This is a genomic window from Pseudomonas sp. Pmew2 (assembly GCF_058129885.1).
Genome location: NZ_JBYJZP010000003.1, coordinates 1 through 24,546 on the forward strand (window position 1 = coordinate 1; position 24,546 = coordinate 24,546).

Here is a 24,546-nt window from a genome sequence, read left to right on the forward strand (position 1 = left end):
ATGCCAACAGTGCCTTTTATATGCCCGAAGGGCGGTGTCGGGAAGACAACAACCTGTCTTACGGTAGCTTTGCAGCTAGTAAAAGAGGGAGCAAGCGTCACCATCATCGATGCAGACCCCAATATGCCGATGACAAAGTGGGCAGCCGGTGGCTTTTGTCCGCCTGGACTTCGGATCATTTCGGGCATAACCGAGAACAACATTGCAGGAAAAATTCGCGAGGCTGCGAAGGTCGATCCTTTCGTTTTTGTGGACCTTGAAGGAACAGCTGCAAAAATCGTTGTCCATGCGCTGATGGAAGCGGATTACGTCATCGTACCAATGCGCGGTTCGTACCTGGATGCGGAGGAGGCGGCTAAGGCGATTGCACTCATTCATGACCAAGAGTTATCCCTTCAAAGGCACGCACCAAACTACCGACTTCCGTACGCGATCTTGTTCACGGGAACGCCAACGGCTTATACAACGCGTACAACGACCAGTTTACGGAAAAGCCTCACCAGCCAAGGTATCTCCATCTTCGACACCGAAATGTGCGAGCGGGATGCTTTCCGGGCACTGTTCACGTTCAAACGTCCGTTGGAGCAACAGGATCCAGACTTGGTACCCGGTTTAGAGCAAGCTTCTGCGAATGCGAAAGCTGTGGCGTGTGAAGTACTTGAAAGGTTATCGAAGGAGATAGCAGCATGACCAATGAAGACAATGGCGGCCGGCCAAATCCGTTTGAGTTGCTGACAAAATTCAAGGCTAAAGAGGGTGATCGCGCACCAGTGCTATCAGCTGATATTGATCGACTATCGATTAATAACGATTTTCCATCGCGTGAGGCGCCTTCGTCAGAACCCGCGAAAATCAAACGTTTCAGAGACGCAATCCCACCGAAAGCCCAATTAAACTTCCGGGCAGAGGTCTCGGATAGAGAGCGTTTTTATGAACTTGCACAACAGCACGGCTACCAGAAGCTCGGCGATTTGTTCAAACAATGCCTTGATGCCTTTGAAGAAAAAATGCGGAAGTAGGGGGCCGGGGAGCAATGGAACAAGGGTGGCAATCCTCTGTGCAATTAGTGGCCCACTCTTGATGCATAGGAATTTCAAAATGCCTATGCATCAAGCTGACGCTATGAAGGAGGCGTCATGCCTTCATAGCGATGCGTAGTAAGACGCAGATGCGTTACTTATGCAGTGAAAATCCCTATCAAAAAGCGTTAATACAGGTTATTTCACCGCGAAGCCTAGGTGCGGACGCACCTTCCCCCTGTCAGGGCTTCACGTACCTCATCTGCGCGATCGCCTGAGCGTTGAGGACCAGTCCCTGCACCGTCAGCCCGCTGATTGCCGCCGTGTATACCATCCGTGCGCCACACAGCACGCAACGGAACGGATCGACGTTTAGAAAGGCTTTGGCCATCTGCGCAAAATACAGCTTTGGTACCGGTCCTGGCGTCGCCATCTTCAGTGCTTCATAGACCTTCGGCAGGTATTTCCCACACACCCGATTGGCCAGAAAACCAAAATACCGGATCATCCGGAAATGCTTTTCCGGGATGTGCTGCACCACCCGGCGCAGCATGTCGGCCTGGCTCAGCGTTTCCTGCTGATAGGTCTGCGTGCGGTGATCCAGGTAGGTAAAGCTCAACGTGGCTCCGGAGGTGTAATGCGCCAGACGACTGCCCGAGATGGGCGGTTTTTTCAGGTAGCGGCCCAGGTAATTGACGGTCTTTCGGCCGTTTTCCGTCTTCTTCGACAAGTGGATGTGCCAGTGCTGGCCGCCAGCGGTCAGTATCAGACGGCGCCAGTCGCTTTCACAGAGGATGTGGGCCAGCGGCGGCGGCATCGTCAGTTGCGAAAGCGGCTGTCCCAGCAGGTAATCGCGCACCAGCCACATCCAGCGCCGCCGCAGGGCCTCTTTGTGGAACTGGGCAGCCTGCGGCTGCAAATTGTGGGATTTTGAAATCGGTTATCATAGCCAAAATTGAGTCGATCCCTCCTCAGCACAGGCTTACACATGGCGTCAGAGACAAAAAAACGTAAACGGGCAAGCCGGGCAAAAGCCAAGGCAAAGCAGACCCGTCTCCAACGCGCCGGGCATACCACCTTCGTTCCCGATACCGACTTTTCCTTCGATGTCGATCCTTTGGGTGATGTCGATCTTTGTAGTTGCTGCCAGACAGCGTATCTGAACGACAGGTTTCCCGACGCTTCTTGCGTAAGCGTTTCGATGAGAGAAGGGCCAGGCGGATTCGCCATCACCGCCGTCATTCACCACGATGAGGAGCCATCCTGCTGACGTGGCCTCTGCACCGCCTGCTTACAAACCTCGACCGCTCAAAAACCTCTTCACGGCCAACGGCTGCTGGGCAGATTTGCTGGAAGCCGGCGGTCTGCGCCAAATCGAAGTGGAGTCGATCAGCAAAATGCTCGCCTGCGGCACCTCGATACTGGGCGTCAAACACTACACCTGTGGCAATGAGCATTGCCCACACGTCAAATACCTGTGCAACACCTGCCATTGCCGGGCCTGTCCTTCCTGCGGCAAAAAGGCCACCGACCAGTGGATCGCCGTGCAAAACAACCGTCTGCCCGACTGCCCCTGGCAGCATCTGGTGTTCACGCTGCCCGACACGCTGTGGTCCCTGTTCTTCTACAACCGCTGGCTGCTCGATGCGCTGTTTCGTCTGGCGGCCGATAACCTGATCTACACCGCCAAGCGGCGCGGTTTGCGCGTCGGGATTTTCGGTGCGCTGCACACCTATGGCCGGCGGCTCAACTGGCATCCCCACGTCCACCTGTCGGTGACCGCGGGCGGCCTGGATGAGCAGGGCGTCTGGAAAAATCTGTCGTTCCACAAAGAGGCCCTGCGGCGGCGCTGGATGTGGCTGGTGCGCGATTACCTGCTGGGACAGCCGCTTTCGCAACTGACGATGCCGCCGCAGCTGGCCCACATCCACTGTGAAAGCGACTGGCGCCGTTTGATACTGACCGCTGGTGGCCAGCACTGGCACATCCACTTGTCGAAGAAGACGGAAAACGGCCGAAAGACCGTCAATTACCTGGGCCGCTACCTGAAAAAACCGCCGATCTCGGGCAGTCGTCTGGCGCATTACACCTGCGGGGCCACGTTGAGCTTTACCTACCTGGATCACCGCACGCAGACCTATCAGCAGGAAACGCTGAGCCAGGCCGACATGCTGCGCCGGGTGGTCCAGCACATCCCGGAAAAGCATTTCCGGATGATCCGGTATTTTGGTTTTCTGGCCAATCGGGTGTGTGGGAAATACCTGCCGAAGGTGTATGAAGCACTGAAGATGGCGACGCCAGGACCGGTACCAAAGCTGTATTTTGCGCCGATGGCCAAAGCCTTTCTAAACGTCGATCCGTTCCGCTGCGTGCTGTGTGGCGCGCGGATGGTATACACGGCAGCGATCAGCGGGCTGACGGTGCAGGGACTGGTCCTCAACGCTCAGGCGATCGCGCAGATGAGGTACGTGAAGCCCTGACAGGGGGAAGGTGCGTCCGCACCTAGGCTCAGCGGTAAAATAAACTGTGTTAATGCGGATTTATAGGGATTTTCACTGCATAAGTAACGCATCAGCGTCTTCCTACGCATCGCTATGAAGGCATGACGCCTCCTTCACAGCGTCAGGTTCATGCATAGGCATTTTGAAATTCCTATGCATGAACTGGTCCTCTTCACTGAAAGACCGGTTTGTGCTCAATGCGTTTAGATTGACGTTGGGGATTCTCATGCCTGCAATTAGTCCATCCGAATTTAGTCGTTGTCACGGTTGAGTTGCACTGGGCCGTGGTTCTTGGCGGTCAAGGCGTTGTGGATCTGATGCAATACGACCTTTAGCTCTTGCACCTTATCCGCTCCTCCAACAGGGTCACCTCAGTGGCCAGTGGCGCGTCCAGCCAAGGTGCCGTTTGGCCGCTTCACGCCTCGCGTTCGAACTGCAGTGATGTCTCTACGCGGCTGTGTAATAAGCGAGCCAGCCTCTTGCCGGGCCTGCTGAGCGGTTGGCTATTTTTGCAGCGTTGCCTTAAAAAGGTTTTTGACCGCCGACGCAGAAGTTATGTAGCCACCAAATTTTCATTAAAAGTGTCGCGTTGTGTGGCCTTTTGGACGGATTCGGTTCCTTGCGAACGTGGGCCAACGCCAAAGCTTTTAAACGTCGGTGGGGGGGGCATATCAGGGAGCACGAAACATCAAACGCGCGACGCCCGGGAGACCGTGCGTGAAAACGAGGGTTCTTGCTACATTCAGACCTTAACTTTAGCCTGGTTCTGTGCCCAGACACGCTTTAGGGGTTGTAAGCCGGAATCCCAGAAATTTCCGTCATGGGCGAGAAGCCAGTACTGGTGCGGATTGACGCCAAACAGTTATTTTCCGGCTGCGACGTCGCCAAGCCGAAAACTGTTTGATTGAGCGGCCAAAACATGTACGGAAAACCGTGTCGGATAGCAAAAGCAGCCGTAAACCGCTCTGGTGACGTTTTCCGACGGAATTTTCCGGGGTTCCGGCTTACACCCCCAGTATCGAGGTGCCGCAGGCGAGCATTTTGCTGATCGACTCCACTTCGATGTGGCGCAGACCGCCGGCTTCCAGCAAATCTGCCCAGCAGCCGTTGGCCGTGAAGAGGTTTTTGAGCGGTCGAGGTTTGTAAGCAGGCGGTGCAGAGGCCACGTCAGCAGGATGGCTCCTCATCGTGGTGAATGACGGCGGTGATGGCCAATCCGCCTGGCCCTTCTCTCATCGAAACGTTTACGCAAGAAGCGTCGGGAAACCTGTCGTTCAGATACGCTGTCTGGCAGCCACTACAAAGATCGACATCACCGAAAGGATTGATATCGAAGGAAAAGTCGGTATCGGGCACGAAGGTGGTATGCCCGGCGCGTTGGAGACGGGTCTGCTTTGCCTTGGCTTTTGCCCGGCTCGCCCGTTTACGTTTTTTGGTCTCTGACGCCATGTGTAAGCCTGTGCTGAGGAGGGATCGACTCAATTTCGGCTATGATAACCGATTTCAAAATCTCACAATTTGCAGCCGCAGGCTGCCCTGTTCTTGAGCTGACACCAGAAGGAACACAGGCCGGCGAGTTTTTGATGCCTTGTCCAGCAGGGCGTACCGCACTGCTGACGTGGATGGGGTCGCCTCAGAAAACGGATTTTAAAGTACGTTAAGCTGATTTCTGTCGTCGTAATGGCCGGAATCTTCCTCCACCAACCTTGACGGTGCTGCGCCACAGGTAATCACCAGTTAGGTTGATGTGCTCCCAGCCCAGCGGCGACAGGTACTGCAGCAGCGATTCATCGACAGCGGTGCTATGTCCGCGTAATGCGTTTGCGGACCGCTCCAGGTAAACCGTGTTCCACAGCACTATTGCAGCAGTCACCAAGTTGAGGCCGCTGGCACGGTAGCGTTGCTGTTCGAAGCTACGGTCTCGGATTTCGCCCAGCCGGTTAAATGTCACCGCCACTGTAAAAATGACCCCCTAACGCCAACCTAGAATTGACCCCCCTGGGTAAAACTGGCGGCTTTGAGCTGCCAATATGTTGACCCAGGAGCAGTCTGTGGAAATTAAAGTGTTGGCCCGTCAGGGCCATGGCATCAAATTCATCGCCCGTGAGCTGGGTATTTCGCGTAACACCGTGCGCAAGTACCTGCGAAAGGCCCGGTCGCTACCCAGTGACAAGGTGAGACCCGCACGTCCGTGCAAAATCGACCCCTTCAAGGACTACCTGCACGAGCGTATTGAGGCGGCGCGCCCACACTGGATTCCGGCGACCGTCCTGCTGCGTGAGATCACGGCATTGGGGTACAGCGGCGGCGTCAGTCGTCTGAAGGCTTATATTCGCCCCTTCAAACGTAAGGCAGAAGAGCCGGTGGTACGTTTCGAGACACTGCCCGGCAAGCAGATACAGGTGGACTTCACCACCATTCGACGAGGCCGTCAGCCGCTTAAGGCGTTCGTGGCGACACTTGGTTTTAGTCGAGCAAGCTTTGTCCGTTTCTCCGAGCGAGAGGACAGCGAAGCCTGGCTGACAGGGCTTCGGGAGGCGTTCGCTTACTTTGGCGGCGTGCCCGAGCAGGCATTGTTTGATAACGCCGGAACCATCATCACCGAGCGAGATGCTTTTGGGGAGGGCCAGCACCGTTGGCATCCCCGATTGGCTGCGCTGGCCGATGAGTTTGGTTTTATTCCCAAGGTCTGCCGCCCTTACCGTGCCCAGACCAAGGGCAAGGTTGAGCGCTTCAACGGGTATCTGAAGGGCAGTTTCATTACCCCGTTGGCCGCTACGCTCAAGAGTGCGGGTCTGACGCTGGATGTGGTGACGGCCAACGCACATATCGGCCAATGGCTCGACGAAGTCGCTCATCAGCGGATTCACGGCACGACGGGTGTTCAACCGGCGGTACGTCTGGCCCAAGAGCAGCAGGTACTATTACCACTGCCAACACAGAGCCTGCGCCCACAACCCGCCCAAGGCCTACGCCTGGGACGGGTCCTGCCGTACGAGAGCTTGCAGCATCCGCTGTCGGTTTATGAGCAACTGCTGGAGGTGAGAGCATGAACCTTCAACATGCTCGCCTGACAGAACTATGCAAGGGGCTAAAGCTTGAGCGCGTCGGGGTGGACTGGCCGCACCTGGCCCAACAAGCAGCAAGCGGCGAAGACAGCTTTGCCGACTTCCTCGAAAAGCTGCTGGCTGCCGAGACCGATGCCCGAAGTGAACGCTCTCGACAGGCCCTGCTGAAAACTGCCGCGCTGCCCGCTGTGAAAACGCTGGAGCAATACGACTTCGCGTTTGCCACCGGCGTCCCCCGGGCACAGCTCCAGGAGCTGGCAGCACTGAGTTTTGTTGGACGTGCCGAGAACATCGTGTTCCTGGGGCCTAGTGGTGTAGGCAAGAGCCACCTGGCTATCGCCCTGGCCTACCGGGCAGTGATGGCCGGTATCAAAACCCGCTTCGTCACGGCGGCTGACTTGATGCTGCAACTGACCGCTGCGCACCGCCAGGAACGGCTCAAGGAATACTTCAGTCGTGTGGTGATGGCCCCTGGGTTGTTGGTCATCGATGAAATCGGCTACCTGCCGTTTGGTCGTGATGAAGCCAACCTGTTCTTCAATGTTGTCGCCAAGCGCTACGAGCAAGGCAGCCTGATCCTCACGAGTAACTTGCCGTTTACCCAGTGGGCCGGAACCTTTGCGGATGATCAAACACTGACAGCGGCCATGCTGGACAGGCTGTTACATCATGCCCATATCGTGCAGATGACAGGTGAAAGCTATCGACTCAAGGACAAGCGCAAAGCAGGAACCAAATCTTCTCGGGCCGAACCGGCTCGAAAATATGAACCCGAGGGGGGTCAAAACTAAGTTGGCGATTTAGCACGGAAGGGGGTCACTTTTTAGTTGGCGTTGACAGCAACTGAACCAGCACCGGTTAGCACGTCCAACAAACGAGGGTTTGTTGGACAAAAACCGCGCTCCAGGCGCAGGTATGGTAGGGCTGGGGTGACGGAGTCCAGCAAATCTGTATATATTTCAACGTCCAGAAAATGTGTATTACCACGAGTTTCTGCACGCACATTCAGTTGCAAAAAGCGTGAGCCGGGCAACCTGAAATTTGAGCTGGTCGCAAATATCGTGAGCTGGAATGCAGATAATCTGAGCCAGCTGCACCGGATACATGCAAATAATCTGAGCCGAAAAAGGCGCTGATTGCGAGCACGCGTGTTTTCCAACGCGAGCCGCTACAGCTAGCGTACGTTTTTTTCCGTTTTCTCTATTCGCCCCTAGTAGGCCGAACCAAACGAGCCCATTGGGCGCTTGCTTACTTTTGCTGCTTCTGCACTTTCGTAAGCATCAATCACAGCCTGTTTCTTCTTTTGTACCGTGTCTCTTTCTTGGAGCAATGCCTGCTGCTTCCTAGTGCATTTGAGGTCTTCGGCGTCTATGTATGCGGCCCCCTTGGCCTTTATTGCTTCAATACGGGAAAGAGCTTGGGGGATGTCTTCAATTTCATCACTCCCACTCCATGGGTGAGCATTCCCGAACTGCTCGATTGTCGCAGCATCCCTACGAAAATCTGCATCTGTCTGGGCTTTGGTCTTTACCGGTATATTAGCCTGGCATCCACTTACCAAGAACCCTAATGCAATTGTTACTGCTATCCCTGCTTTCATGGCTGCTCTTTAACTGAATGTGCTGTCCGGCAATACTACCTGCAATGGCCTGCGACAAGCGTGGCTTCGGGCAGATCAACTGCAAATGGCCTGGGCCTCAGATCGGCAACCCCGCCGCCAGCATCCTGTCGCGCAGTTCTGTAGTGCAAGCCGGATCGAGTGCGTTGCTGAACGAAATCTTGATCGCTTGTGGAAACGCGAGCGTATCCGTAAAGGGCCATCGTCAAGTTTGTCTCTTTAGGCTCTAGAAGCTGAGAACTTACCATATCAGAAATGAAAAGCCACCCTATTGAGACGCAAAAAGCGCCTCAGCCAAGCGTCTCACAAGGGTGTACTTAAATGAGACAGAAACCGCGAGTGGTCACTCGCAAATAATTCCGGTTCATGACGGTCGATTGCAGGTCTAACCAGATGAATGCAGGTTCATTCGCAAATAATCCCGGTTTGCTGGCTCGGATAGACGCAATCAATCCCGGTCGAAAAACGCGATGATTGCAGGTCGAGGCCATTTCGATTGCAGGTCGTTACAGCTAACAGCTGCCTGACAAAAACCCCTCTTCGGAGGGGTTTTTTTATGCTGAACCAGCGCTGGTATAGCGCACGTACTGATCAGTGATCATCTTCAGCATGTGTTCATTGGTTAGCGGCTCTCCGTCTTGGACGAACAATCGCGTGTGCAACAGAGATGCCTGGTTACGGTCGACCGCCGAAAACTCTGGCAAGGCATCGAATACCGAAGTCATTTGAATTTGAAATTGGGGGCTGTTGTCGGGCATGGACGATTTAAAGAAGAAGCCGCCAACAATTTTTTTAGATTGAGGACCGTTGATGGCCACGCTTACACAGTAAAGACTGGTCATAGCGCGGTACATGTCGATGTCGTAGGCTCGGTACTCCGTATAATTGATGTCCTGAACAGCATCTATGGAGCATGAATACAGCAGCAGTGGAGGCGCATTTACTTGGTCGTCGACCAGCTTCAAGATCTGATCCAGAAATCCACCGTCTTGGAGAGCGTTCGCTGTCCAGCCAAGTATCAGTACGGGAATTCCGGGGTCCATAGCGATCGTTTGAATCGAGTTATCCTGCCTAAAAATCAGATTTAGGTTCAATACGCCTTGTTCGATCGAGCACGTCATGTGGCTAACGATACTAGGGTCTGTTCCCGTTTCACATTGGCAGCCACAGAAAAGCGCAGGCCATTGCTATGACGCTTTCATAGTTTCTCTTGAGTTTGTCGAACCGAGAAGCCGCCGCCCGGAAATGCTTCAACCGGGCAAAGGCGTTTTCTACGAGATGTCGATTGCGATATAACCCTTTGTCCAGATCTGCGTTCCCTTTCAGAGAATTGCGCTTTCGTGGAATCACCACTTTGCTGCCTTGCTGCTCGACCTGAGCGCGTATCGCTTCAGTGTCGTAGCCCTTGTCCGCAATGATCACTTCTGCATTGGGCATCTTGGCAATCAACGAGGCCGCCTGCGAACAATCATTGGTCTGGCCTCCGGTCACGTCAAATGCAATGGGCAGCCCACAAGCGTCTACAGCCAGGTGAATCTTGCTGGTGTTACCGGCTCGGCTTTTTCCGATGGCCTGGTCCTGCGTGCTGGCAGCACCTGCACTGTGCTGATGAGCCTTTACATAGCTGCCATCAATGAAAACCCACTCCATGTCAGGATCGGTCATCAGCACCTCAAGCACCTTGACCCACTTGCCTGAAGCAGACCAGGCATTGAACCGCTTGTAGACCTTGCTCCAGTTTCCAAACGCTTTCGGCAGGTCTCGCCAAGGGCAACCCACACGCATGCGGTACAGCATGCCTTCAACCGTGGTGCGCAAATCTCGCTTGTTGTAGATCGATTCGTGCAGCAAAATTTCTCGAAGCTTCGGCCAGTGCTCATCACTGAGCATTAATCGGGGCATTGCAGGCTCGTATTGGTGTTGTGTGAGAACTCCAACAATACGGGCCTGTTCTCATAGAGATCAATGGGTTACGTCGAAACGGGAACAGACCCTAGCTAGGCAGGGGGCTTCGACATCGTCTCGCGTCATTTCAGGGGTGTTCTGTTTGAAGAGTTCTTCATCAGCGTCAGAGGGTTCAGGCAGCTCCCCTTTATTGGCGTGATGGGTGAGAAGCGCAATCATCTGGGCTACAGCAGATTGGCCCCAGCTCGCCAGGAGCTCTGAACCGTCATCGAACTTGAACCTGTGGACTATGGCAGCGAATTGCCCCTTGTGCGTCGTAAGACCGACAGCTGAACCTATCAATTTCCTGCTCATTCCCTTACCTCAGTGAACTCTGTCTCATCGTTGAGAAGCCCAACCTACCTTAACTGCCGTTCAAAAAAAACCGCCGTTCTCCGGTCCATATTGTTTGATGCCATCCGGTTACCGCTTTGCGAAGGTGCGCACATCATCGTGCGAGGAACCCTTGATGAGCGTCCCAAAATTACTCCCTTCCCGAACCACCAGACGTCGCAAGGGGTTGCAGGAAGGTGCTTGGCTTAAGTGCACTTTCTGTTCCGTTATTCCCCAGACCCCTATGACCCCCTTGATAGCCTCGTCCTGAACCGGTGGGTTTTTTCAAAAGCGGGCTGGGTACTTCGTGACGTTGAGTAGGTCAGTGCCATTGGCCTTAACCGACTAACGTTGCGCCAGCTCGTCGCGGACCTTCATGACGGTCGTAGTTGAACACGCAGCGTGCCTCGCTACTGCGCGGATACCACTGGCATTTTCCATGTAGCACGATGCGATGGCCTTGCCGTAGCCGGAGACAAACGTTTCCAAATAATCACGCGCTCGACTTGCGTCCTGGTCATCGGTCGATGCTCGAAGGTATGCACGAATGAACATCGGTAGATCTGTCTCATTTTGGGTGTAGTCAAATCATTGTATCAAATTGGGTGTGCGTTAAGTGCGCAAAGCTGAAATCGGGTCGTGCTGATTTTCGTGTCACTTGGGGTAGACCCAAAAGTGACGAGATAAAAAGGTTACAAGTAGTGACATTTTTTGCCTAGCGCTAGAGTACCATTTTGGATACACCTTAAGTTGACATGTGTATCGGTGGCTAGAAGCGGTGCCCCAGTCGCTGAAGTCTTTTGGAGCGTTAGGAATCATTAGCTAGCCTATAGCGCCTGCCGATGTATTTTTGGAATGGGCGGATGGCGGCTTCGGTGTTACCGATGATATTCACCATGACTTCCCGTTTGACTGCGGAATCAGGTCAGCTCTTCGTATGCGTGTGGCCGGATGACGCTGCTGGTCTATGCTGGACACTGTTTTTGGTGTACTATGTACTCCTATGGACAAGGATCGCATCTGTGAGCAACGCTATTGAATTCATCGAAACTTCGATGTTCACACGCCAGATCAAGGCTCTCGCAACAGATGATGAACTGAGAAGCCTTCAGGCGATTTTGATCGAGTCTCCGGACAGAGGTGATTTGATCACCAACACAGGAGGGCTCCGCAAGGTACGCATGGCCACGGGTAACCAAGGCAAGAGCGGCAGTGCGAGAGTAATATACTTTCTGGCTACACCTGAGGTGATCTACCTGGTGATGGCATACCCGAAAAGCACCAAAGACAGCCTGACTGGTGCTGAAAAAACAGAGCTGAAGCTGCTCACTCAAAAGCTGAAAAAAGAGGTGTGATATGAGCTTTTTTAACGAGTTGAAGGCCTCTCTTGAAGAAGCCGTAGATATCAAGAGCGGTGTTAAGCCGGCTGCTCGGCGAACTCAATACGAGTTGGCCGACGTGAAAGCGATCCGAGCCCAGTTGAATGTTACCCAGGGTGAGATGGCAAAGGTCTTGGGCACCAGTATTGATACGGTGAAAAGCTGGGAAAATGGACGGCGTAATCCTACGGGCCTTGCAGCCAAGGTTCTTGCCACGGTGAAGGCAAATCCTGATTTTTTCCGAGAGCTGTCCGTACATTAAGACGTGCCGCGCTTGAACGCACCGAGCGGCCCCTCCCTGCGCTCAGGACTGGTCTTTTGGCCGCGTGTGAAGACTCGAACTGCGGCTTGTTACAGGTTACATGTGGTTGCGGTTACGGTAGATTCGACTTTCATCAACCTGGACCTATTATCATGGCTGTCGATCCTGACCCGCTAGGTCTTGCAACAAAGATCATCCAACACTACAGCAACGCCCAGATCGCCCAGTTGATCAGGATGATCAGTCCTGTTTCACCCTGCGCCCTGATGGCCGCGGACGAATTTGAGCGGGTCATGGCCGTGCTTGCGGGCCAGAATCGACGTCGGGCGTTCTCTGATCGTTCGATAAATGCTGCCAGGCTTGTCCTGGTCATGGGTGCCAGCGTTTCCGAAGCAGCCTTGGAGACTGGATTGACCCGGCAGGTGGTTCACAGGCTTATGGCACGCATTCGGGCGCGCCTGGAGGATTTGCCGGCTGATTGGGTCAAGGTTGAAGCCTGGCTTCCCCCTGCAGCTGCAGGTGACGTTCTGGCTTTGGCTCAATCACTCAGATCTGCTCGATCGTAATAGGAGAGGCGTGCCCTGGCTGTTTCAGCCTCGGTGCAGCTTGACCGCTGACAACCTCTGACGTGCGTTCCCTTCGCTGCGCTCAGGGCCGGGCTTTCGTGCTGCGCATCGAGCCAGGCCTTGAAGCCGACCCGTCTCGCCCCTTCGGGCTTCAATCCACGCCGGCAAGCCGGCTCTAACGCCTCCGGCCTCTTGGCCTGCGCGCTGTGCAGACCAAGCGCGCCCGTAATCCTCTATCCGAGCGGGTTGGGGGAAGATCATTGATGCGATACCCTTGCGATCTTTGGATCCAAGGACGCAGGTATGAAGCTCTATCACTACACCTCAGTGCCCCTTGCGGGCGTGATTTTTAACACCGAACTCAAGGGATCACCTTACCGAACCCAGGATGGTCGGACTGTCGGCCCGTGTGTCTGGCTTACGACCAGCCCTAGCCCCCTCGGTCATGGGCTTTTGACGGGTGAGAAACTGACCCCCTCCAACGTGGAGTATCTGAAGAGGATCGGGCGTCCGCCCAAAAATCTTACAACCCATAAAAAAACGTTGGTGCGCATTCAGATCGAATCTGAGTCGCTATCTAAATGGGCACTTGAAAGCTCTACTCCTTCTGGTCTGATCCCATATGTGAAGTTCAGCAAGCTGCTCGGAGAAAGCAAGCTCTGGAGAAAATCCATGGGGTTGTCGTGTTACTACGATCTGAAGGCATTGAGTGACGAGGAGTTAGTTCGGCACTATAAAAAAACCAAAACTATGGAGGAGACCTGGTGGTTGAACTTCGATTCAATACCTGCAGAACTCATCGAAGCGGTAGCGTTTCAGACCCAAAGTGGTTATGTCCCGTACGACTTTGAGGAGCATGGCCGGGCACAGTTCGAAGATAGCGGGCTTTACGTGGCGCCCAAGCCTCTCCTGGATGAGTTTCATGAGCTGTGCCCGCCGTTGAACAGGTTTGATACTCCACAAGCTACAGTTTTCTGTGCCTCCGCTGACAGTCGACCGACCGTGGCATTCCAAGCAAGAGGCGCCGCCTGGGACATCGACCTCGAAGCGCTCACTATTAGCACGCGGATAGGACCTCTCCCTTCCAACATCAGCGAAATCGTCGGTTGGGTGGACCGGCATCGCAATACACTGCTTGGGCTCTGGCCGGCCGCTGTGGATACATATAATCGGTATTACCCCGATCTACCCGCTGAGCTGCCGTCGAAAGCTATTTAGGGGTCTTTGTTGTGCGCCTTAACCACATTGGTATGAGGCGCTGCGGTGCAGCTCGATCGCTGACAACCTGTGACGTGCGTTCCCTTCGCTGCGCTCAGGGCCGTGCTTTCGTGCTGCGCATCGAGCCAGGCCTTGAAGCCGGCCCGTCTCGCCCCTTCGGGCTTCAATCCTCGCCGGCAAGCCGGCTCTAACGCCTCCGGCCTCTCGGCCTGCGCGCTCCGCTTGCCGTCGCTGCCTGTACCTCCCGTATCACCTGCAGGCTTTGCTGCGCACCTTTCGCCGTGCGCTTGACGGTAGATCGAGCGCGGCACCTGACAAGGGTTCGGCTGCGCCCGCGACACTCCCCCGTTCAGACTCGCTTCGCTCCCTTAGCTGCGGCCTCGCATCGCGCCCTTGTCACGCACCTATGCGCCCGATCGACCTAAGCGCATCGGCGAAAGGCACTCAGCTAAGCCAGCACAGAGGTGAGACGAAATGAACAGACAAGCAAAGCAACAGCTGATGAAGCGCTTCACAAGCGGTCAGGTCGAGATCTGCAAAAAGCTGCTGAAACTGAGTCGCCAGGTACACAAGTTCAATGCCCGCGTCGAGTTCCTGGTGCTGACGTTCAAGCATGACCTGGTAGACGCCGTAGTCCGGTATGAACTTTGGGACAACGGTTTCGAAGGCCTGGGCGAACGCCAGTTCGACAACTGCTTTGAAATGGGTGACTCGGCCGAGGTGGTCGCCGAACTAATCACCACAGCGCGTCGTGAAGGCTTCGTGGAAAAAATTCAGACCTGGTGCGGCAACGAATCGTTTGCCCGCTGGTGCAGCTACGCCGACCGCCAGGGTGACCTTTTCGCCGCTTAACCCCGCTTACGTGTCACCGCCACTGTAAAAATGACCCCCTAACGCCAACCTAGAATTGACCCCCCTGGGTAAAACTGGCGGCTTTGAGCTGCCAATATGTTGACCCAGGAGCAGTCTGTGGAAATTAAAGTGTTGGCCCGTCAGGGCCATGGCATCAAATTCATCGCCCGTGAGCTGGGTATTTCGCGTAACACCGTGCGCAAGTACCTGCGAAAGGCCCGGTCGCTACCCAGTGACAAGGTGAGACCCGCACGTCCGTGCAAAATCGACCCCTTCAAGGACTACCTGCACGAGCGTATTGAGGCGGCGCGCCCACACTGGATTCCGGCGACCGTCCTGCTGCGTGAGATCACGGCATTGGGGTACAGCGGCGGCGTCAGTCGTCTGAAGGCTTATATTCGCCCCTTCAAACGTAAGGCAGAAGAGCCGGTGGTACGTTTCGAGACACTGCCCGGCAAGCAGATACAGGTGGACTTCACCACCATTCGACGAGGCCGTCAGCCGCTTAAGGCGTTCGTGGCGACACTTGGTTTTAGTCGAGCAAGCTTTGTCCGTTTCTCCGAGCGAGAGGACAGCGAAGCCTGGCTGACAGGGCTTCGGGAGGCGTTCGCTTACTTTGGCGGCGTGAACCGCCCCGGGTTTCTCGGAGACTCCAACCTTTGAGAGGATGGAGCGATGAAAAAACTACCGAAGTATTCCCCAGAGGTCCGTGAGCGGGCCATCAGGATGGTTTTCGAACACCTTCCTGAGTACGAGTCGCAGTGGGCCACCATCAGTGCCATTGCCCCCAAGATCGGCTGCACGCCCGAGACATTACGGCTGTGGGTTCGCCAATCTGAGCGCAACAGCGGCCAGCGTGATGGGCTGAGCACAGTCGAACGTGAGCGAGTCAAGCTCTTGGAGCGTGAGAACCGTCAGTTGCGTCAAGCTAACGAGATCTTGCGTAAGGCCTCAGCCTATTTTGCCCAGGCGGAGCTCGACCGCCCATTCAAACGATGAAGACGTTTATTGATGAAAACCGCCAGTCTTACGGGGTCGAGCCGATTTGCAAGGTGTTGCCAATCGCCCCGTCGACGTACTACCGGTACGCTGCTCAGCAGGCTGACCCCAGCCAGCAGTCAGCGCGTGCGCAGCGTGACCAGGAACTGGGTGAGCACATCCAGCGAGTCTGGGATGAGCACTTCCAGGTATATGGCGTGCGCAAGGTCTGGCGACAATTGCTGCGTGACGGACTGCAAGTCGCCCGCTGTACGGTGCAACGTCTGATGGGAGAGCTGGGCCTGCAAGGCGTGGTACGCGGCAAGCCCGTCAAGACGACGGTCAGCGACCAAGCCAGGCCGTGCCCGCAGGATCATGTCAACCGTCAGTTTGTGGCTGAGTGCCCGAACGCCCTATGGGTATCGGACTTTACCTACGTCAGTACCTGGCAGGGTTTTGTTTACGTGGCCTTCATCATTGATGTCTTTGCCCGATTCATCGTCGGTTGGAAGGTGTCCAGTTCAGCGCGTACCGATTTTGTACTCGATGCACTGGAGCAAGCCCTTTACGCCCGTCGCCCAGTCAAGCAGGGTGGACTCATTCACCACAGTGACCGTGGCGTGCAGTACGTGTCCATTCGCTATACCGAGCGTCTTGTCGAAGCCGGTATTGAGCCATCGGTCGGGAGTGTCGGTGACTCTTACGACAATGCTTTGGCTGAGACCATCAATGGTCTTTACAAGGCTGAAGTGATTCATCGACGCTCTTGGCCCACACGGGGGGCGGTGGAGCTGGAAACCCTGAAATGGGTGGACTGGTTCAATCACCGCCGCCTGCTGGAGCCAATCGGTCATATTCCACCGGTCGAAGCAGAAGCAATCTATTATCAGCAACTCACCGAGTCTGCCCAGGTGGCATGACTCAAACAAAAGGGTCTCCGAGAAACCCGGGGCGGTTCAGCGTGCCCGAGCAGGCATTGTTTGATAACGCCGGAACCATCATCACCGAGCGAGATGCTTTTGGGGAGGGCCAGCACCGTTGGCATCCCCGATTGGCTGCGCTGGCCGATGAGTTTGGTTTTATTCCCAAGGTCTGCCGCCCTTACCGTGCCCAGACCAAGGGCAAGGTTGAGCGCTTCAACGGGTATCTGAAGGGCAGTTTCATTACCCCGTTGGCCGCTACGCTCAAGAGTGCGGGTCTGACGCTGGATGTGGTGACGGCCAACGCACATATCGGCCAATGGCTCGACGAAGTCGCTCATCAGCGGATTCACGGCACGACGGGTGTTCAACCGGCGGTACGTCTGGCCCAAGAGCAGCAGGTACTATTACCACTGCCAACACAGAGCCTGCGCCCACAACCCGCCCAAGGCCTACGCCTGGGACGGGTCCTGCCGTACGAGAGCTTGCAGCATCCGCTGTCGGTTTATGAGCAACTGCTGGAGGTGAGAGCATGAACCTTCAACATGCTCGCCTGACAGAACTATGCAAGGGGCTAAAGCTTGAGCGCGTCGGGGTGGACTGGCCGCACCTTGCCCAACAAGCAGCAAGCGGCGAAGACAGCTTTGCCGACTTCCTCGAAAAGCTGCTGGCTGCCGAGACCGATGCCCGAAGTGAACGCTCTCGACAGGCCCTGCTGAAAACTGCCGCGCTGCCCGCCGTGAAAACGCTGGAGCAATACGACTTCGCGTTTGCCACCGGCGTCCCCCGGGCACAGCTCCAGGAGCTGGCAGCATTGAGTTTTGTTGGGCGTACCGAGAACATCGTGTTCCTGGGGCCTAGTGGTGTAGGCAAGAGCCACCTGGCCATCGCCCTGGCCTACCGGGCAGTGATGGCCGGTATCAAAACCCGCTTCGTCACTGCGGCTGACTTGATGCTGCAACTGACCGCTGCGCACCGCCAGGAACGGCTCAAGGAATACTTCAGTCGTGTGGTGATGGCCCCCGGGTTGTTGGTCATCGATGAAATCGGTTACCTGCCGTTTGGTCGTGATGAAGCCAACCTGTTCTTCAATGTTGTCGCCAAGCGCTACGAGCAAGGCAGCCTGATCCTCACGAGTAACTTGCCGTTTACCCAGTGGGCCGGAACCTTTGCGGATGATCAAACACTGACAGCGGCCATGCTGGACAGGCTGTTACATCATGCCCATATCGTGCAGATGACAGGTGAAAGCTATCGACTCAAGGACAAGCGCAAAGCAGGAACCAAATCTTCTCGGGCCGAACCGGCTCGAAAATATGAACCCGAGGGGGGTCAAAACTAAGTTGGCGATTTAGCACGGAAGGGGGTCACTTTTTAGTTGGCGTTGACAACTGGCCGAAGCTTCGAGAAATTTTGCTGCACGAATCGATCTACAACAAGCGAGATTTGCGCACCACGGTTGAAGGCATGCTGTACCGCATGCGTGTGGGTTGCCCTTGGCGAGACCTGCCGAAAGCGTTTGGAAACTGGAGCAAGGTCTACAAGCGGTTCAATGCCTGGTCTGCTTCAGGCAAGTGGGTCAAGGTGCTTGAGGTGCTGATGACCGATCCTGACATGGAGTGGGTTTTCATTGATGGCAGCTATGTAAAGGCTCATCAGCACAGTGCAGGTGCTGCCAGCACGCAGGACCAGGCCATCGGAAAAAGCCGAGCCGGTAACACCAGCAAGATTCACCTGGCTGTAGACGCTTGTGGGCTGCCCATTGCATTTGACGTGACCGGAGGCCAGACCAATGATTGTTCGCAGGCGGCCTCGTTGATTGCCAAGATGCCCAATGCAGAAGTGATCATTGCGGACAAGGGCTACGACACTGAAGCGATACGCGCTCAGGTCGAGCAGCAAGGCAGCAAAGTGGTGATTCCACGAAAGCGCAATTCTCTGAAAGGGAACGCAGATCTGGACAAAGGGTTATATCGCAATCGACATCTCGTAGAAAACGCCTTTGCCCGGTTGAAGCATTTCCGGGCGGCGGCTTCTCGGTTCGACAAACTCAAGAGAAACTATGAAAGCGTCATAGCAATGGCCTGCGCTTTTCTGTGGCTGCCAATGTGAAACGGGAACAGACCCTAGAGAGAATTGAACGTGGATATTCTAAGTGGATTTCGGAAACCTCATCCGGATTCAAGCTGTAAGAGCCCGTGAAGCAGCCAGTGAAAAGGTGCACATATTCGTTTTCTTTCATTTCTTCGTTAATTATGGCCTCATAACAAATATGTCCCCATGAGTTAAGCTCGGAATGAATACCCAATTCTTCCTGGAGACGCCGAACTGCAGCGTCTATCGGCAGCTCCCCAGGACGCGGATGTCCGCAGCAACTATTTGCCCAAAGTCCTGCCGCGTGATATTTGCTTGCCGACCTACGCTGCAGAAGCAGGCGTCCGTCTTTGTCAAAAAGAAAGACCGATATAGCTCGATGCAAAAGACCTGATTGATGAGCCTCAATCTTCTCAGCCATCCCGCAAGGATGGTCGTCGTTGTCGACTAATACGACATACTCATCACTCACTACCGGCTACTCCCTTTCGTTATTATTTCTCAGCTTTTTGCATATAACCGCTCAAACCGGCATCAGGGACAACCGATATACCATGCGCAGTCAGCTTGCTTGTAATCTCGACTTCAAGTTTGCGCGCCTGTTGCTCACTGCTAATGTCCACGCTGATCATGCCAAGTCGATCAACTAGTTTTTCCAGGCTGGTGTTCTCCTGCCGTGTCCTATCAGGAATCAGCGGAGACTCGAAATCATGTTGCCATGACCTGAAGATCGCGTTGTCATTGTTCCAACGAACTTCACGCAATGTCTCCAATTGCAACTGCCTCGCAGTTTTAGAGTCCATGCCGCTGTGGCTCCAGATACGCGCCTCTCCGCTAGGGTCATCAACCTGTATATTAAACTTTTCCGCATCGTCCCAAAGCGGCATAGTCTCGTCTTGCAACATACAAACATACAAAGCAAATTCGCCAGAAAACTCATTTACAAGAAATCGTCTGGTCGCCTCGAAGAGCTCAGGGCTTTCTCCAGGATAGCCGACTATAAAAGAGACAAAATGTTTTATCGAGCTTTCAGTCAAAAGCTCAAGCGCTAAACGATTCGCACGTGATGTCACTTTTTTATCCATGTACTGCAAGGTAGTGTCACTCATTGATTCGAACCCCAGAAACAATGAACTGCACCCGGAGTTTTCGAGCTGATGAACAAGCTCCGTGCTGTTGATGGAGTTGGCACGTGTATAGGCTTCCCACTGAATCTTAATGGCCTCGACCTTCGGAAGCAGCGACCTGAGGCGTGTTGGCGGAACGGTGAATGTAGAGTCAAGTGCCTTAATGTAGTGAGCACCGTTGTGGATCTTGTACCGCTCCCAGTCTCGCGCGATCTTGTCGGCTGACTTGTACCTCCATTTAGGTGACGCGGCCGGGAATGAACAGAATTTACAGGTGAATGGGCACCCCCGCATTGACTCATAGGGCACAACGGGCGAAAAGCCATTGGGTGACGGGGAGGGTTGCAAATCAAGATCAACATACCCAATTGGCGTCAGGCATATCTCGTCGTTGGCGCCACGGAAGACAAGATTGGGAACGCTCGCTATATCACCCCGTTTCCTGAGCTTTCGAAGCAAATCAGGCAGCGCAATCTCCGCATCGCCTCTAATAATAAAGTTGACCGCTTTATGTTCTCTCATGATTTGATTAAACTTAAGATTACTGTATTGCCCGCCCAATATCAGTTTACTGCCAGGGAAACGCTGTCCGATCCACGCGATGGCTCGCCGCAGCGTTTGCTGATCCCAAATAAAGGTGGTCGACAAAAGGACCGTATCGTACTCGCCTGTCGGTTCAAATCCAGTATTATTCCAAATGTGTTCGGTCGACATTGAATCAAAGTCAATATCGGCGCCCGTGAGAATTGACTCTAATGTAAAACTGGTAAGGTGAAAGGTTCTCTTGGGCTCTTTTGATATTTTATCGTCGACGGACATGGGCACACCGGCCGCCCTGGCACCGCCCCCGTCCTTACGTTTACGGAGCAAGGGTAAAACCAGGCCGCCTGCTGTCTTATAATGCAGCCTATTTAGGTCAAACTTAGACCGCCCCGCGTTGGCAGCTACCGCAGGATTAAGCAGGGCCTCGAACGATGAATCTCGAAGCAATTGATTATCAGGGTACTCGGGCCCCATTCCAGAAATGAGTAACGCCGTCATAATTCTCTCCTGGGCTCAACGATGGTTTCGGCCATCATAAAGGAAATCCTGAAAAAGACTTCCTGATTTGGCAAAATCTCCGGATACCAATCGCCGAGCTTTTCGATGATGAAGCAGATGACCTTCGCCGACGCCGAATACGCAGGCAAGCGCAAGCAGACCCGCAAGGAATTGTTCCTGATCGAGATGGATCGGGTCGTACCCTGGAAGGGGTTGATTGCCCTGATCGAACCTCATTACCCGAAGGGCGAAGGTGGTCGTCCGGCCTATCCGTTGATGGCGATGTTACGGGTTCATCTCATGCAGAACTGGTTCGGTTACAGCGATCCTGCGATGGAAGAAGCGCTGTACGAGACGACGATCTTGCGCCAGTTTTCCGGTCTGAGCCTGGAGCGGATTCCGGATGAAACCACCATCCTCAACTTCCGTCGCCTGCTGGAAAAACACGAGTTGGCCGCTGGTATTCTCGGCGTGATCAATGGCTATCTGGGGTCGCCTCAGAAAACGGATTTTAAAGTACGCTAAGCGATTTCACTCGTCGTAATGGTCAGAATTTCCCCGCGCTGTTGCCGCTAAAGCTGGATTTCCACATCAGTGAAAGCTCTGCGCGCAGATTAATGTTGCTTCAGCGGCTATGGCATAGATTAGGGAACTTGCTTGGTGGGAACTGACCCGGCCAAATGACGACATAGCTAGCATGATGAAAGTATTTAATTCGTTGAGATAAAATGAAAATACATAACGCTGGCCTAACCCCACCTTTGCCGGGCATTTCGAATGGAAACGTTGGAAAGGCGGCGCAATCATCAATGACTCAACCGCAGAGCCAACAAGGCTCTCATAGCTTGCCACCAGAAAGCTCTGAGACTCGCCCTGATAGAGCGCGTGCGAACTATCCATATTCATCAGTACAAACACGGTTGCCGCCCGTTGCGTCTGCTGGGAAACCGCTACCTGATACACCATCTTCTTTGCCCGGCTACTTACTGTTGCGAAGGCTGGACCATCGCCCTGTGGATCAGGAAGGTACCAAAAGTCTGATCCCGGCAGACAAGGCTGCGAATTCCACGTCATCCGGACACTCAGCCCACCAACATCCGGACACTCGTTCCACGCTTATCCGGACAGGCAGTCGGAGCGCAGCGACGCAGGTTTGCATTGTTAGTCTGAAGCCCCTGCCGCCGTCAATTTCGTTGCGCGCCTGCGCATCGATTCACCCTTCAGTTCAATTCGATAAGCGTTATGCACCAGCCGGTCGAGGATCGCATCGCCCAAGGTCGGATCGCCGATCAACGCATGCCATTTGTCCACTGGCATTTGGCTGGTCACCAGCGTCGAGCGGTTGCCGTAGCGGTCGTCCAGCAGCTCAAGCATGTCGCGCCGTTGCGCGGCGGTAAACGGTGCCAGGCCCCAGTCGTCCAGGATCAGCAGGTCAGTCTTGGCGTAGCCGGCCATCAATTTGGCGAAGCGGCCATCGCCGTGGGCCAGGCCTAGTTCTTCCATCAAGCGCGGCAGACGCAGATAGCGCACGCTGTAACCGTCGCGGCAGGCTTTGTGAGCCAGCGCGCAGGCAAGCCAGGTTTTACCTACGCCCGTCGGCCCGCCGATGATCAGGTTCAGGCCATCGCGCAGCCATTGGCCGCTGCCCAGTTGCAGGATCAAGGCCTTATCCAGGCCACGCGGGCTGCGGTAGTCGATGTCTTCCAGGCAGGCGTTGTGGCGCAACCGCGCGGCTTTGAGGCGGGTGGTCAGGCGGGCGTCTTCGCGCTCGGTCAGCTCGCGATCGACCATCAGACCGAAGCGTTCGTCGAAGCTCAGATCATTGATATCAGGCGTTGCGTGTTGTTCGCCCAGCGACTTGATCATGCCGTGCAGGCGCAAGGTTTGTAGCTTGTCGAGCGTTGGATTCGGTAGCATTTCGAAGCTCCTTTCTCAGGTCAGTGGTAGTAGCCCGGGCCACGCAGGTTGATGTGCTCGTCAGGCAGCAGCGGCAGGTTTTGCTGGGCCAGCGGCAGGCGCTCCAGCCCTTGGCGCAGGATCGACTCGAGGCTTTTGTAGCTGCATGCGCCCAGTGCCAGCGCCCGCTGGCACGCGGCTTCCAGCCGCGCTTCGCCGTGCTGTTTGCTCAGGCGCAGGATGCCCAGGCAGGCGCGGAAGCCGTGTTGCGGATGGATTCGGCGTTCGAGGATGTAGGTGATGACGCCGGCGGTGTTAGGCCCGGTCTGCTCTGCCCAGCGGATCAGCCGTTGCGGTGTCCATTCGGCGTGCTCGCGGTGGCTCTTGGGCATGTGCTCGGTTTGGGTGGTGTGGCGGCCTTTGTGCTGCGAGCGAAGGTGGCTGGCCACGCGCTGGTTGGCGTGGAAGCACTCGACGGTCTGGGCCGTGAGCCGCACTTCGACTTGGTGCTTCACCAGCTGGTACGGCACCGAGTAAAAGTGGCCATCGACCTCAACGTGATAGTCGATATGGACGCGTACCTTTTTCCATTCGGCATAGACGTACGGGTGTTCCGGCAGGCCTTCCAGGGCCGGTTGGTCGATGGCCTCGAAGGCTGACCGGCGTGAGCCGGGCAGCTTTTTGAAGGGCTTGTGGTTGAGGCGATCCAGCAGTAGCGCGATGGCTGTGTTGAGTTCGCCAAGCGAGAAGAACTGGCGGTTGCGCAGCACCGCCAGGATCCAGCGTTCGACCACTTGCACGCCGACTTCGACCTTGGCTTTGTCCTTGGGCTTGCGCGAGCGAGCAGGCAAGACGGCGACGCCGTAATGCTCGGCCAGATCGCGGTAGCTGGGGTTGATATCCGGCTCGTAACGGTGCGCTTTAGTCACGCCACTGCGCAGATTATCGGGCACCAGGATCTGCGTTGTGCCGCCGAAAAAAGCAAAGCATCGGACGTGCGAGCCCAGCCAGTCGGGCAGTTTCTGCGACCAGGTGGCCTCGGCAAAGGTGTAGCTGGACGCGCCGAGAACGGCGACGAAGATCTGAGCCTGACGGATCTCGCCGGTTTGTCGGTCGATGACCGGCGCTGTTTGCCCGGCGTAATCGACGAACAGCTTTTCGCCAGCACGATGCTCCTGGCGCATGACCACGTCGACCTTGGCGGTCCAAAGGCGGTAGTGCTCGCAGAACCAGCTGTATTGGAAGCCTTGCGGGTGAGCGAGTCGATATTCCTGCCAGAGCAAGGCCAAAGTGACGCCGGGGCGGCGCAACTCCGCGTGTACCCATGCCCAGTCAGGCATTGGGCGCTGGTCGGTCGGCACTGGCACTGCCGGTGGAAACAGCCGTCGATTCAACTCCGCGTCAGAAATATCGATGGGCCACTGAAGCCCACTGGCGGCGAACCGGCAAAGGTAATCCCCTGCACTCGAATGGCCGATGGATAAGCTGGCGGCGATCTTGCGCACGGACAGGCCAGCGTCGAACTTTAGGCGTAGTACCTCTCGGATTTTACGCATGGATAAACGCTCCACGACGACCTCTTCGCTTCGAAAAAAGAGGTCGATAGTAGTGAATAGTCCTGCGTTGCTGCCTGCCTGAAAGTGTCCGGATGGCCGTGGAATCGGTGTCCAGATGCTTGTGGAATGAGTGTCCGGATCAGCATGGAATCAGTGTCCGGATGTTGGTGGAAT

Annotated in this window: 22 protein-coding genes, 8 pseudogenes and 1 other annotated feature; of the genes and pseudogenes, 17 read left to right on the forward strand and 13 right to left on the reverse strand. The window is 55.2% G+C overall.

Features of this window, described 5'->3' with window-relative positions; translation table 11 throughout:
* Both AC4ANK_RS29210 and AC4ANK_RS29215 read left to right on the forward strand, forming a co-directional pair.
* The coding region (locus AC4ANK_RS29210; protein WP_031599088.1) for a ParA family protein at positions 1–690 on the forward strand (690 nt) is incomplete at its 5' end.
* Positions 687–1,019 (forward strand): hypothetical protein, encoded by a 333-nt coding sequence (locus AC4ANK_RS29215; protein ID WP_031599086.1) that lies wholly within the window; start codon positions 687–689, stop codon positions 1,017–1,019. The genes AC4ANK_RS29210 and AC4ANK_RS29215, both read left to right, overlap by 4 nt.
* Positions 1,020–1,260: 241 nt before the next feature.
* On the opposite strand, the pseudogene AC4ANK_RS29220 reads toward AC4ANK_RS29215, so the two are convergent.
* A pseudogene (locus tag AC4ANK_RS29220) lies at positions 1,261–1,914 on the reverse strand (transposase); the annotation flags it as partial.
* Between the two features lie 93 nt (positions 1,915–2,007).
* On the opposite strand from AC4ANK_RS29220, the gene AC4ANK_RS29225 reads away from it, so the two are divergent.
* Together AC4ANK_RS29225 and AC4ANK_RS29230 are read left to right on the forward strand one after the other, a co-directional pair.
* Positions 2,008–2,289, forward strand: coding sequence for a hypothetical protein (locus AC4ANK_RS29225; protein WP_460384945.1), 282 nt, complete (start codon positions 2,008–2,010; stop codon positions 2,287–2,289).
* The gene (locus AC4ANK_RS29230) at positions 2,270–3,499 is read left to right on the forward strand and encodes an IS91 family transposase (RefSeq protein ID WP_460382827.1); all 1,230 of its coding nucleotides are present in this window, start codon (positions 2,270–2,272) and stop codon (positions 3,497–3,499) included. Before AC4ANK_RS29225 ends, AC4ANK_RS29230 begins: the two co-directional genes overlap by 20 nt.
* A 1,028-nt stretch (positions 3,500–4,527) precedes the next feature.
* On the opposite strand, the pseudogene AC4ANK_RS29235 reads toward AC4ANK_RS29230, so the two are convergent.
* The 3 genes and pseudogenes from AC4ANK_RS29235 to AC4ANK_RS29245 all read right to left on the reverse strand — a co-directional run.
* A pseudogene (locus AC4ANK_RS29235) lies at positions 4,528–4,707 on the reverse strand (hypothetical protein); the annotation flags it as partial.
* Positions 4,688–4,969, reverse strand: coding sequence for a hypothetical protein (locus tag AC4ANK_RS29240; RefSeq protein ID WP_460385274.1), 282 nt, complete (start codon positions 4,967–4,969; stop codon positions 4,688–4,690). The pseudogene AC4ANK_RS29235 and the gene AC4ANK_RS29240, both read right to left, overlap by 20 nt.
* Before the next feature lie 208 nt (positions 4,970–5,177).
* Positions 5,178–5,474: pseudogene (locus AC4ANK_RS29245) on the reverse strand (Tn3 family transposase); the annotation flags it as partial.
* Positions 5,475–5,550: 76 nt separating this feature from the next.
* Between AC4ANK_RS29245 and istA (AC4ANK_RS29250) the strand changes: the two are divergent.
* Positions 5,551–6,573 (forward strand): IS21-like element ISPsy4 family transposase, encoded by a 1,023-nt coding sequence (gene istA / locus AC4ANK_RS29250; RefSeq protein WP_002551322.1) that lies wholly within the window; start codon positions 5,551–5,553, stop codon positions 6,571–6,573.
* Entirely contained in the window at positions 6,570–7,379 is an 810-nt protein-coding gene (istB, locus tag AC4ANK_RS29255; protein WP_005741073.1) for an IS21-like element ISPsy4 family helper ATPase IstB, read from the forward strand. Before istA (AC4ANK_RS29250) ends, istB (AC4ANK_RS29255) begins: the two co-directional genes overlap by 4 nt.
* Before the next feature lie 419 nt (positions 7,380–7,798).
* On the opposite strand, the gene AC4ANK_RS29260 is transcribed toward istB (AC4ANK_RS29255), so the two are convergent.
* From AC4ANK_RS29260 to AC4ANK_RS29275, 4 genes and pseudogenes are all read right to left on the reverse strand, one after another.
* On the reverse strand, positions 7,799–8,188 hold the full coding sequence (locus AC4ANK_RS29260; RefSeq protein WP_460385275.1) for a hypothetical protein: 390 nt from the start codon (positions 8,186–8,188) through the stop codon (positions 7,799–7,801).
* A gap of 572 nt (positions 8,189–8,760) precedes the next feature.
* Positions 8,761–9,300 carry a hypothetical protein gene (locus AC4ANK_RS29265; protein ID WP_460385276.1) on the reverse strand — a complete coding sequence of 180 codons (540 nt, stop codon included), beginning with the start codon at positions 9,298–9,300 and terminating at the stop codon, positions 8,761–8,763.
* A 58-nt stretch (positions 9,301–9,358) separates the two neighbouring features.
* Positions 9,359–10,108 (reverse strand): IS5 family transposase, encoded by a 750-nt coding sequence (locus AC4ANK_RS29270; RefSeq protein WP_460382697.1) that lies wholly within the window; start codon positions 10,106–10,108, stop codon positions 9,359–9,361.
* A gap of 789 nt (positions 10,109–10,897) precedes the next feature.
* Positions 10,898–11,038 (reverse strand): annotated as a pseudogene (locus AC4ANK_RS29275) (recombinase family protein); the annotation flags it as partial.
* 467 nt (positions 11,039–11,505) lie between these two features.
* Between AC4ANK_RS29275 and AC4ANK_RS29280 the strand changes: the two are divergent.
* The 10 genes and pseudogenes from AC4ANK_RS29280 to AC4ANK_RS29325 form a co-directional block, all read left to right on the forward strand.
* Positions 11,506–11,838, forward strand: coding sequence for a type II toxin-antitoxin system RelE/ParE family toxin (locus tag AC4ANK_RS29280; protein ID WP_010216246.1), 333 nt, complete (start codon positions 11,506–11,508; stop codon positions 11,836–11,838).
* A 1-nt stretch (position 11,839) separates the two neighbouring features.
* The gene (nadS, locus tag AC4ANK_RS29285) at positions 11,840–12,124 is read left to right on the forward strand and encodes a NadS family protein (RefSeq protein ID WP_024421129.1); all 285 of its coding nucleotides are present in this window, start codon (positions 11,840–11,842) and stop codon (positions 12,122–12,124) included.
* A gap of 152 nt (positions 12,125–12,276) precedes the next feature.
* Positions 12,277–12,690 (forward strand): TrfB-related DNA-binding protein, encoded by a 414-nt coding sequence (locus AC4ANK_RS29290; protein ID WP_060402554.1) that lies wholly within the window; start codon positions 12,277–12,279, stop codon positions 12,688–12,690.
* 303 nt (positions 12,691–12,993) lie between these two features.
* Positions 12,994–13,908 carry a hypothetical protein gene (locus tag AC4ANK_RS29295; RefSeq protein WP_060407305.1) on the forward strand — a complete coding sequence of 305 codons (915 nt, stop codon included), beginning with the start codon at positions 12,994–12,996 and terminating at the stop codon, positions 13,906–13,908.
* 474 nt (positions 13,909–14,382) lie between these two features.
* Entirely contained in the window at positions 14,383–14,760 is a 378-nt protein-coding gene (locus AC4ANK_RS29300; RefSeq protein ID WP_002556034.1) for a hypothetical protein, read from the forward strand.
* Positions 14,761–14,856: 96 nt separating this feature from the next.
* Positions 14,857–15,387: pseudogene (gene istA / locus AC4ANK_RS29305) on the forward strand (IS21-like element ISPsy4 family transposase); the annotation flags it as partial.
* 48 nt (positions 15,388–15,435) lie between these two features.
* Positions 15,436–16,658 (forward strand): IS3-like element IS51 family transposase gene (locus AC4ANK_RS29310; RefSeq protein ID WP_095178853.1). Its coding sequence is split into 2 segments (ribosomal slippage): positions 15,436–15,721 and positions 15,721–16,658, totalling 1,224 coding nucleotides; the frame shifts between segments, so codons are not numbered across the junction.
* Positions 15,714–15,830, forward strand: a sequence feature (AL1L pseudoknot). (Overlaps the previous gene by 117 nt.)
* Positions 16,659–16,699: 41 nt before the next feature.
* Positions 16,700–17,194 (forward strand): annotated as a pseudogene (gene istA / locus AC4ANK_RS29315) (IS21-like element ISPsy4 family transposase); the annotation flags it as partial.
* On the forward strand, positions 17,191–18,000 hold the full coding sequence (gene istB / locus AC4ANK_RS29320; protein ID WP_460383631.1) for an IS21-like element ISPsy4 family helper ATPase IstB: 810 nt from the start codon (positions 17,191–17,193) through the stop codon (positions 17,998–18,000). The pseudogene istA (AC4ANK_RS29315) and the gene istB (AC4ANK_RS29320), both read left to right, overlap by 4 nt.
* A gap of 50 nt (positions 18,001–18,050) precedes the next feature.
* A pseudogene (locus AC4ANK_RS29325) lies at positions 18,051–18,770 on the forward strand (IS5 family transposase); the annotation flags it as partial.
* On the opposite strand, the gene idi reads toward AC4ANK_RS29325, so the two are convergent.
* Entirely contained in the window at positions 18,730–19,224 is a 495-nt protein-coding gene (idi, locus tag AC4ANK_RS29330; RefSeq protein ID WP_460385277.1) for an isopentenyl-diphosphate Delta-isomerase, read from the reverse strand. The pseudogene AC4ANK_RS29325 and the gene idi sit on opposite strands and share 41 nt — an antisense overlap.
* A 22-nt stretch (positions 19,225–19,246) precedes the next feature.
* Positions 19,247–20,920 carry a B12-binding domain-containing radical SAM protein gene (locus AC4ANK_RS29335; protein ID WP_015060867.1) on the reverse strand — a complete coding sequence of 558 codons (1,674 nt, stop codon included), beginning with the start codon at positions 20,918–20,920 and terminating at the stop codon, positions 19,247–19,249.
* 108 nt (positions 20,921–21,028) lie between these two features.
* Between AC4ANK_RS29335 and AC4ANK_RS29340 the strand changes: the two are divergent.
* Positions 21,029–21,412: pseudogene (locus AC4ANK_RS29340) on the forward strand (IS5/IS1182 family transposase); the annotation flags it as partial.
* Positions 21,413–21,511: 99 nt separating this feature from the next.
* Here AC4ANK_RS29340 and AC4ANK_RS29345 read toward each other — a convergent pair.
* The 3 genes from AC4ANK_RS29345 to istA (AC4ANK_RS29355) form a co-directional block, all read right to left on the reverse strand.
* A complete protein-coding gene (locus AC4ANK_RS29345; RefSeq protein WP_460385278.1) occupies positions 21,512–21,994 on the reverse strand; it encodes a hypothetical protein in 483 nt (160 codons plus the stop codon).
* 87 nt (positions 21,995–22,081) lie between these two features.
* A complete protein-coding gene (gene istB, locus AC4ANK_RS29350) occupies positions 22,082–22,837 on the reverse strand; it encodes an IS21-like element ISPsy14 family helper ATPase IstB (protein ID WP_002552598.1) in 756 nt (251 codons plus the stop codon).
* A 20-nt stretch (positions 22,838–22,857) separates the two neighbouring features.
* Complete coding sequence (gene istA / locus AC4ANK_RS29355; protein ID WP_054082386.1) at positions 22,858–24,372, reverse strand: IS21 family transposase; 1,515 nt, start codon at positions 24,370–24,372, stop codon at positions 22,858–22,860.
* Positions 24,373–24,546 lie beyond the last annotated feature (174 nt).

Bases quoted from the DNA above. Each gene is read 5' to 3' on its own strand.
- AC4ANK_RS29295 (WP_060407305.1), top strand. From the start codon at position 12,994: ATGAAGCTCTATCACTACACCTCAGTGCCCCTTGCGGGCGTGATTTTT.
- istB (WP_005741073.1), top strand. From the start codon at position 6,570: ATGAACCTTCAACATGCTCGCCTGACAGAACTATGCAAGGGGCTAAAG.
- istA (WP_002551322.1), top strand. From the start codon at position 5,551: ATGTTGACCCAGGAGCAGTCTGTGGAAATTAAAGTGTTGGCCCGTCAG.
- AC4ANK_RS29290 (WP_060402554.1), top strand. From the start codon at position 12,277: ATGGCTGTCGATCCTGACCCGCTAGGTCTTGCAACAAAGATCATCCAA.
- AC4ANK_RS29345 (WP_460385278.1), bottom strand. From the start codon at position 21,994: ATGACGTGGAATTCGCAGCCTTGTCTGCCGGGATCAGACTTTTGGTAC.
- AC4ANK_RS29215 (WP_031599086.1), top strand. From the start codon at position 687: ATGACCAATGAAGACAATGGCGGCCGGCCAAATCCGTTTGAGTTGCTG.
- AC4ANK_RS29230 (WP_460382827.1), top strand. From the start codon at position 2,270: ATGAGGAGCCATCCTGCTGACGTGGCCTCTGCACCGCCTGCTTACAAA.
- AC4ANK_RS29260 (WP_460385275.1), bottom strand. From the start codon at position 8,188: ATGAAAGCAGGGATAGCAGTAACAATTGCATTAGGGTTCTTGGTAAGT.
- AC4ANK_RS29270 (WP_460382697.1), bottom strand. From the start codon at position 10,108: ATGCCCCGATTAATGCTCAGTGATGAGCACTGGCCGAAGCTTCGAGAA.
- AC4ANK_RS29335 (WP_015060867.1), bottom strand. From the start codon at position 20,920: ATGACGGCGTTACTCATTTCTGGAATGGGGCCCGAGTACCCTGATAAT.
- nadS (WP_024421129.1), top strand. From the start codon at position 11,840: ATGAGCTTTTTTAACGAGTTGAAGGCCTCTCTTGAAGAAGCCGTAGAT.
- AC4ANK_RS29225 (WP_460384945.1), top strand. From the start codon at position 2,008: ATGGCGTCAGAGACAAAAAAACGTAAACGGGCAAGCCGGGCAAAAGCC.
- AC4ANK_RS29240 (WP_460385274.1), bottom strand. From the start codon at position 4,969: ATGGCGTCAGAGACCAAAAAACGTAAACGGGCGAGCCGGGCAAAAGCC.
- istA (WP_054082386.1), bottom strand. From the start codon at position 24,372: ATGCGTAAAATCCGAGAGGTACTACGCCTAAAGTTCGACGCTGGCCTG.
- istB (WP_002552598.1), bottom strand. From the start codon at position 22,837: ATGCTACCGAATCCAACGCTCGACAAGCTACAAACCTTGCGCCTGCAC.
- istB (WP_460383631.1), top strand. From the start codon at position 17,191: ATGAACCTTCAACATGCTCGCCTGACAGAACTATGCAAGGGGCTAAAG.
- AC4ANK_RS29300 (WP_002556034.1), top strand. From the start codon at position 14,383: ATGAACAGACAAGCAAAGCAACAGCTGATGAAGCGCTTCACAAGCGGT.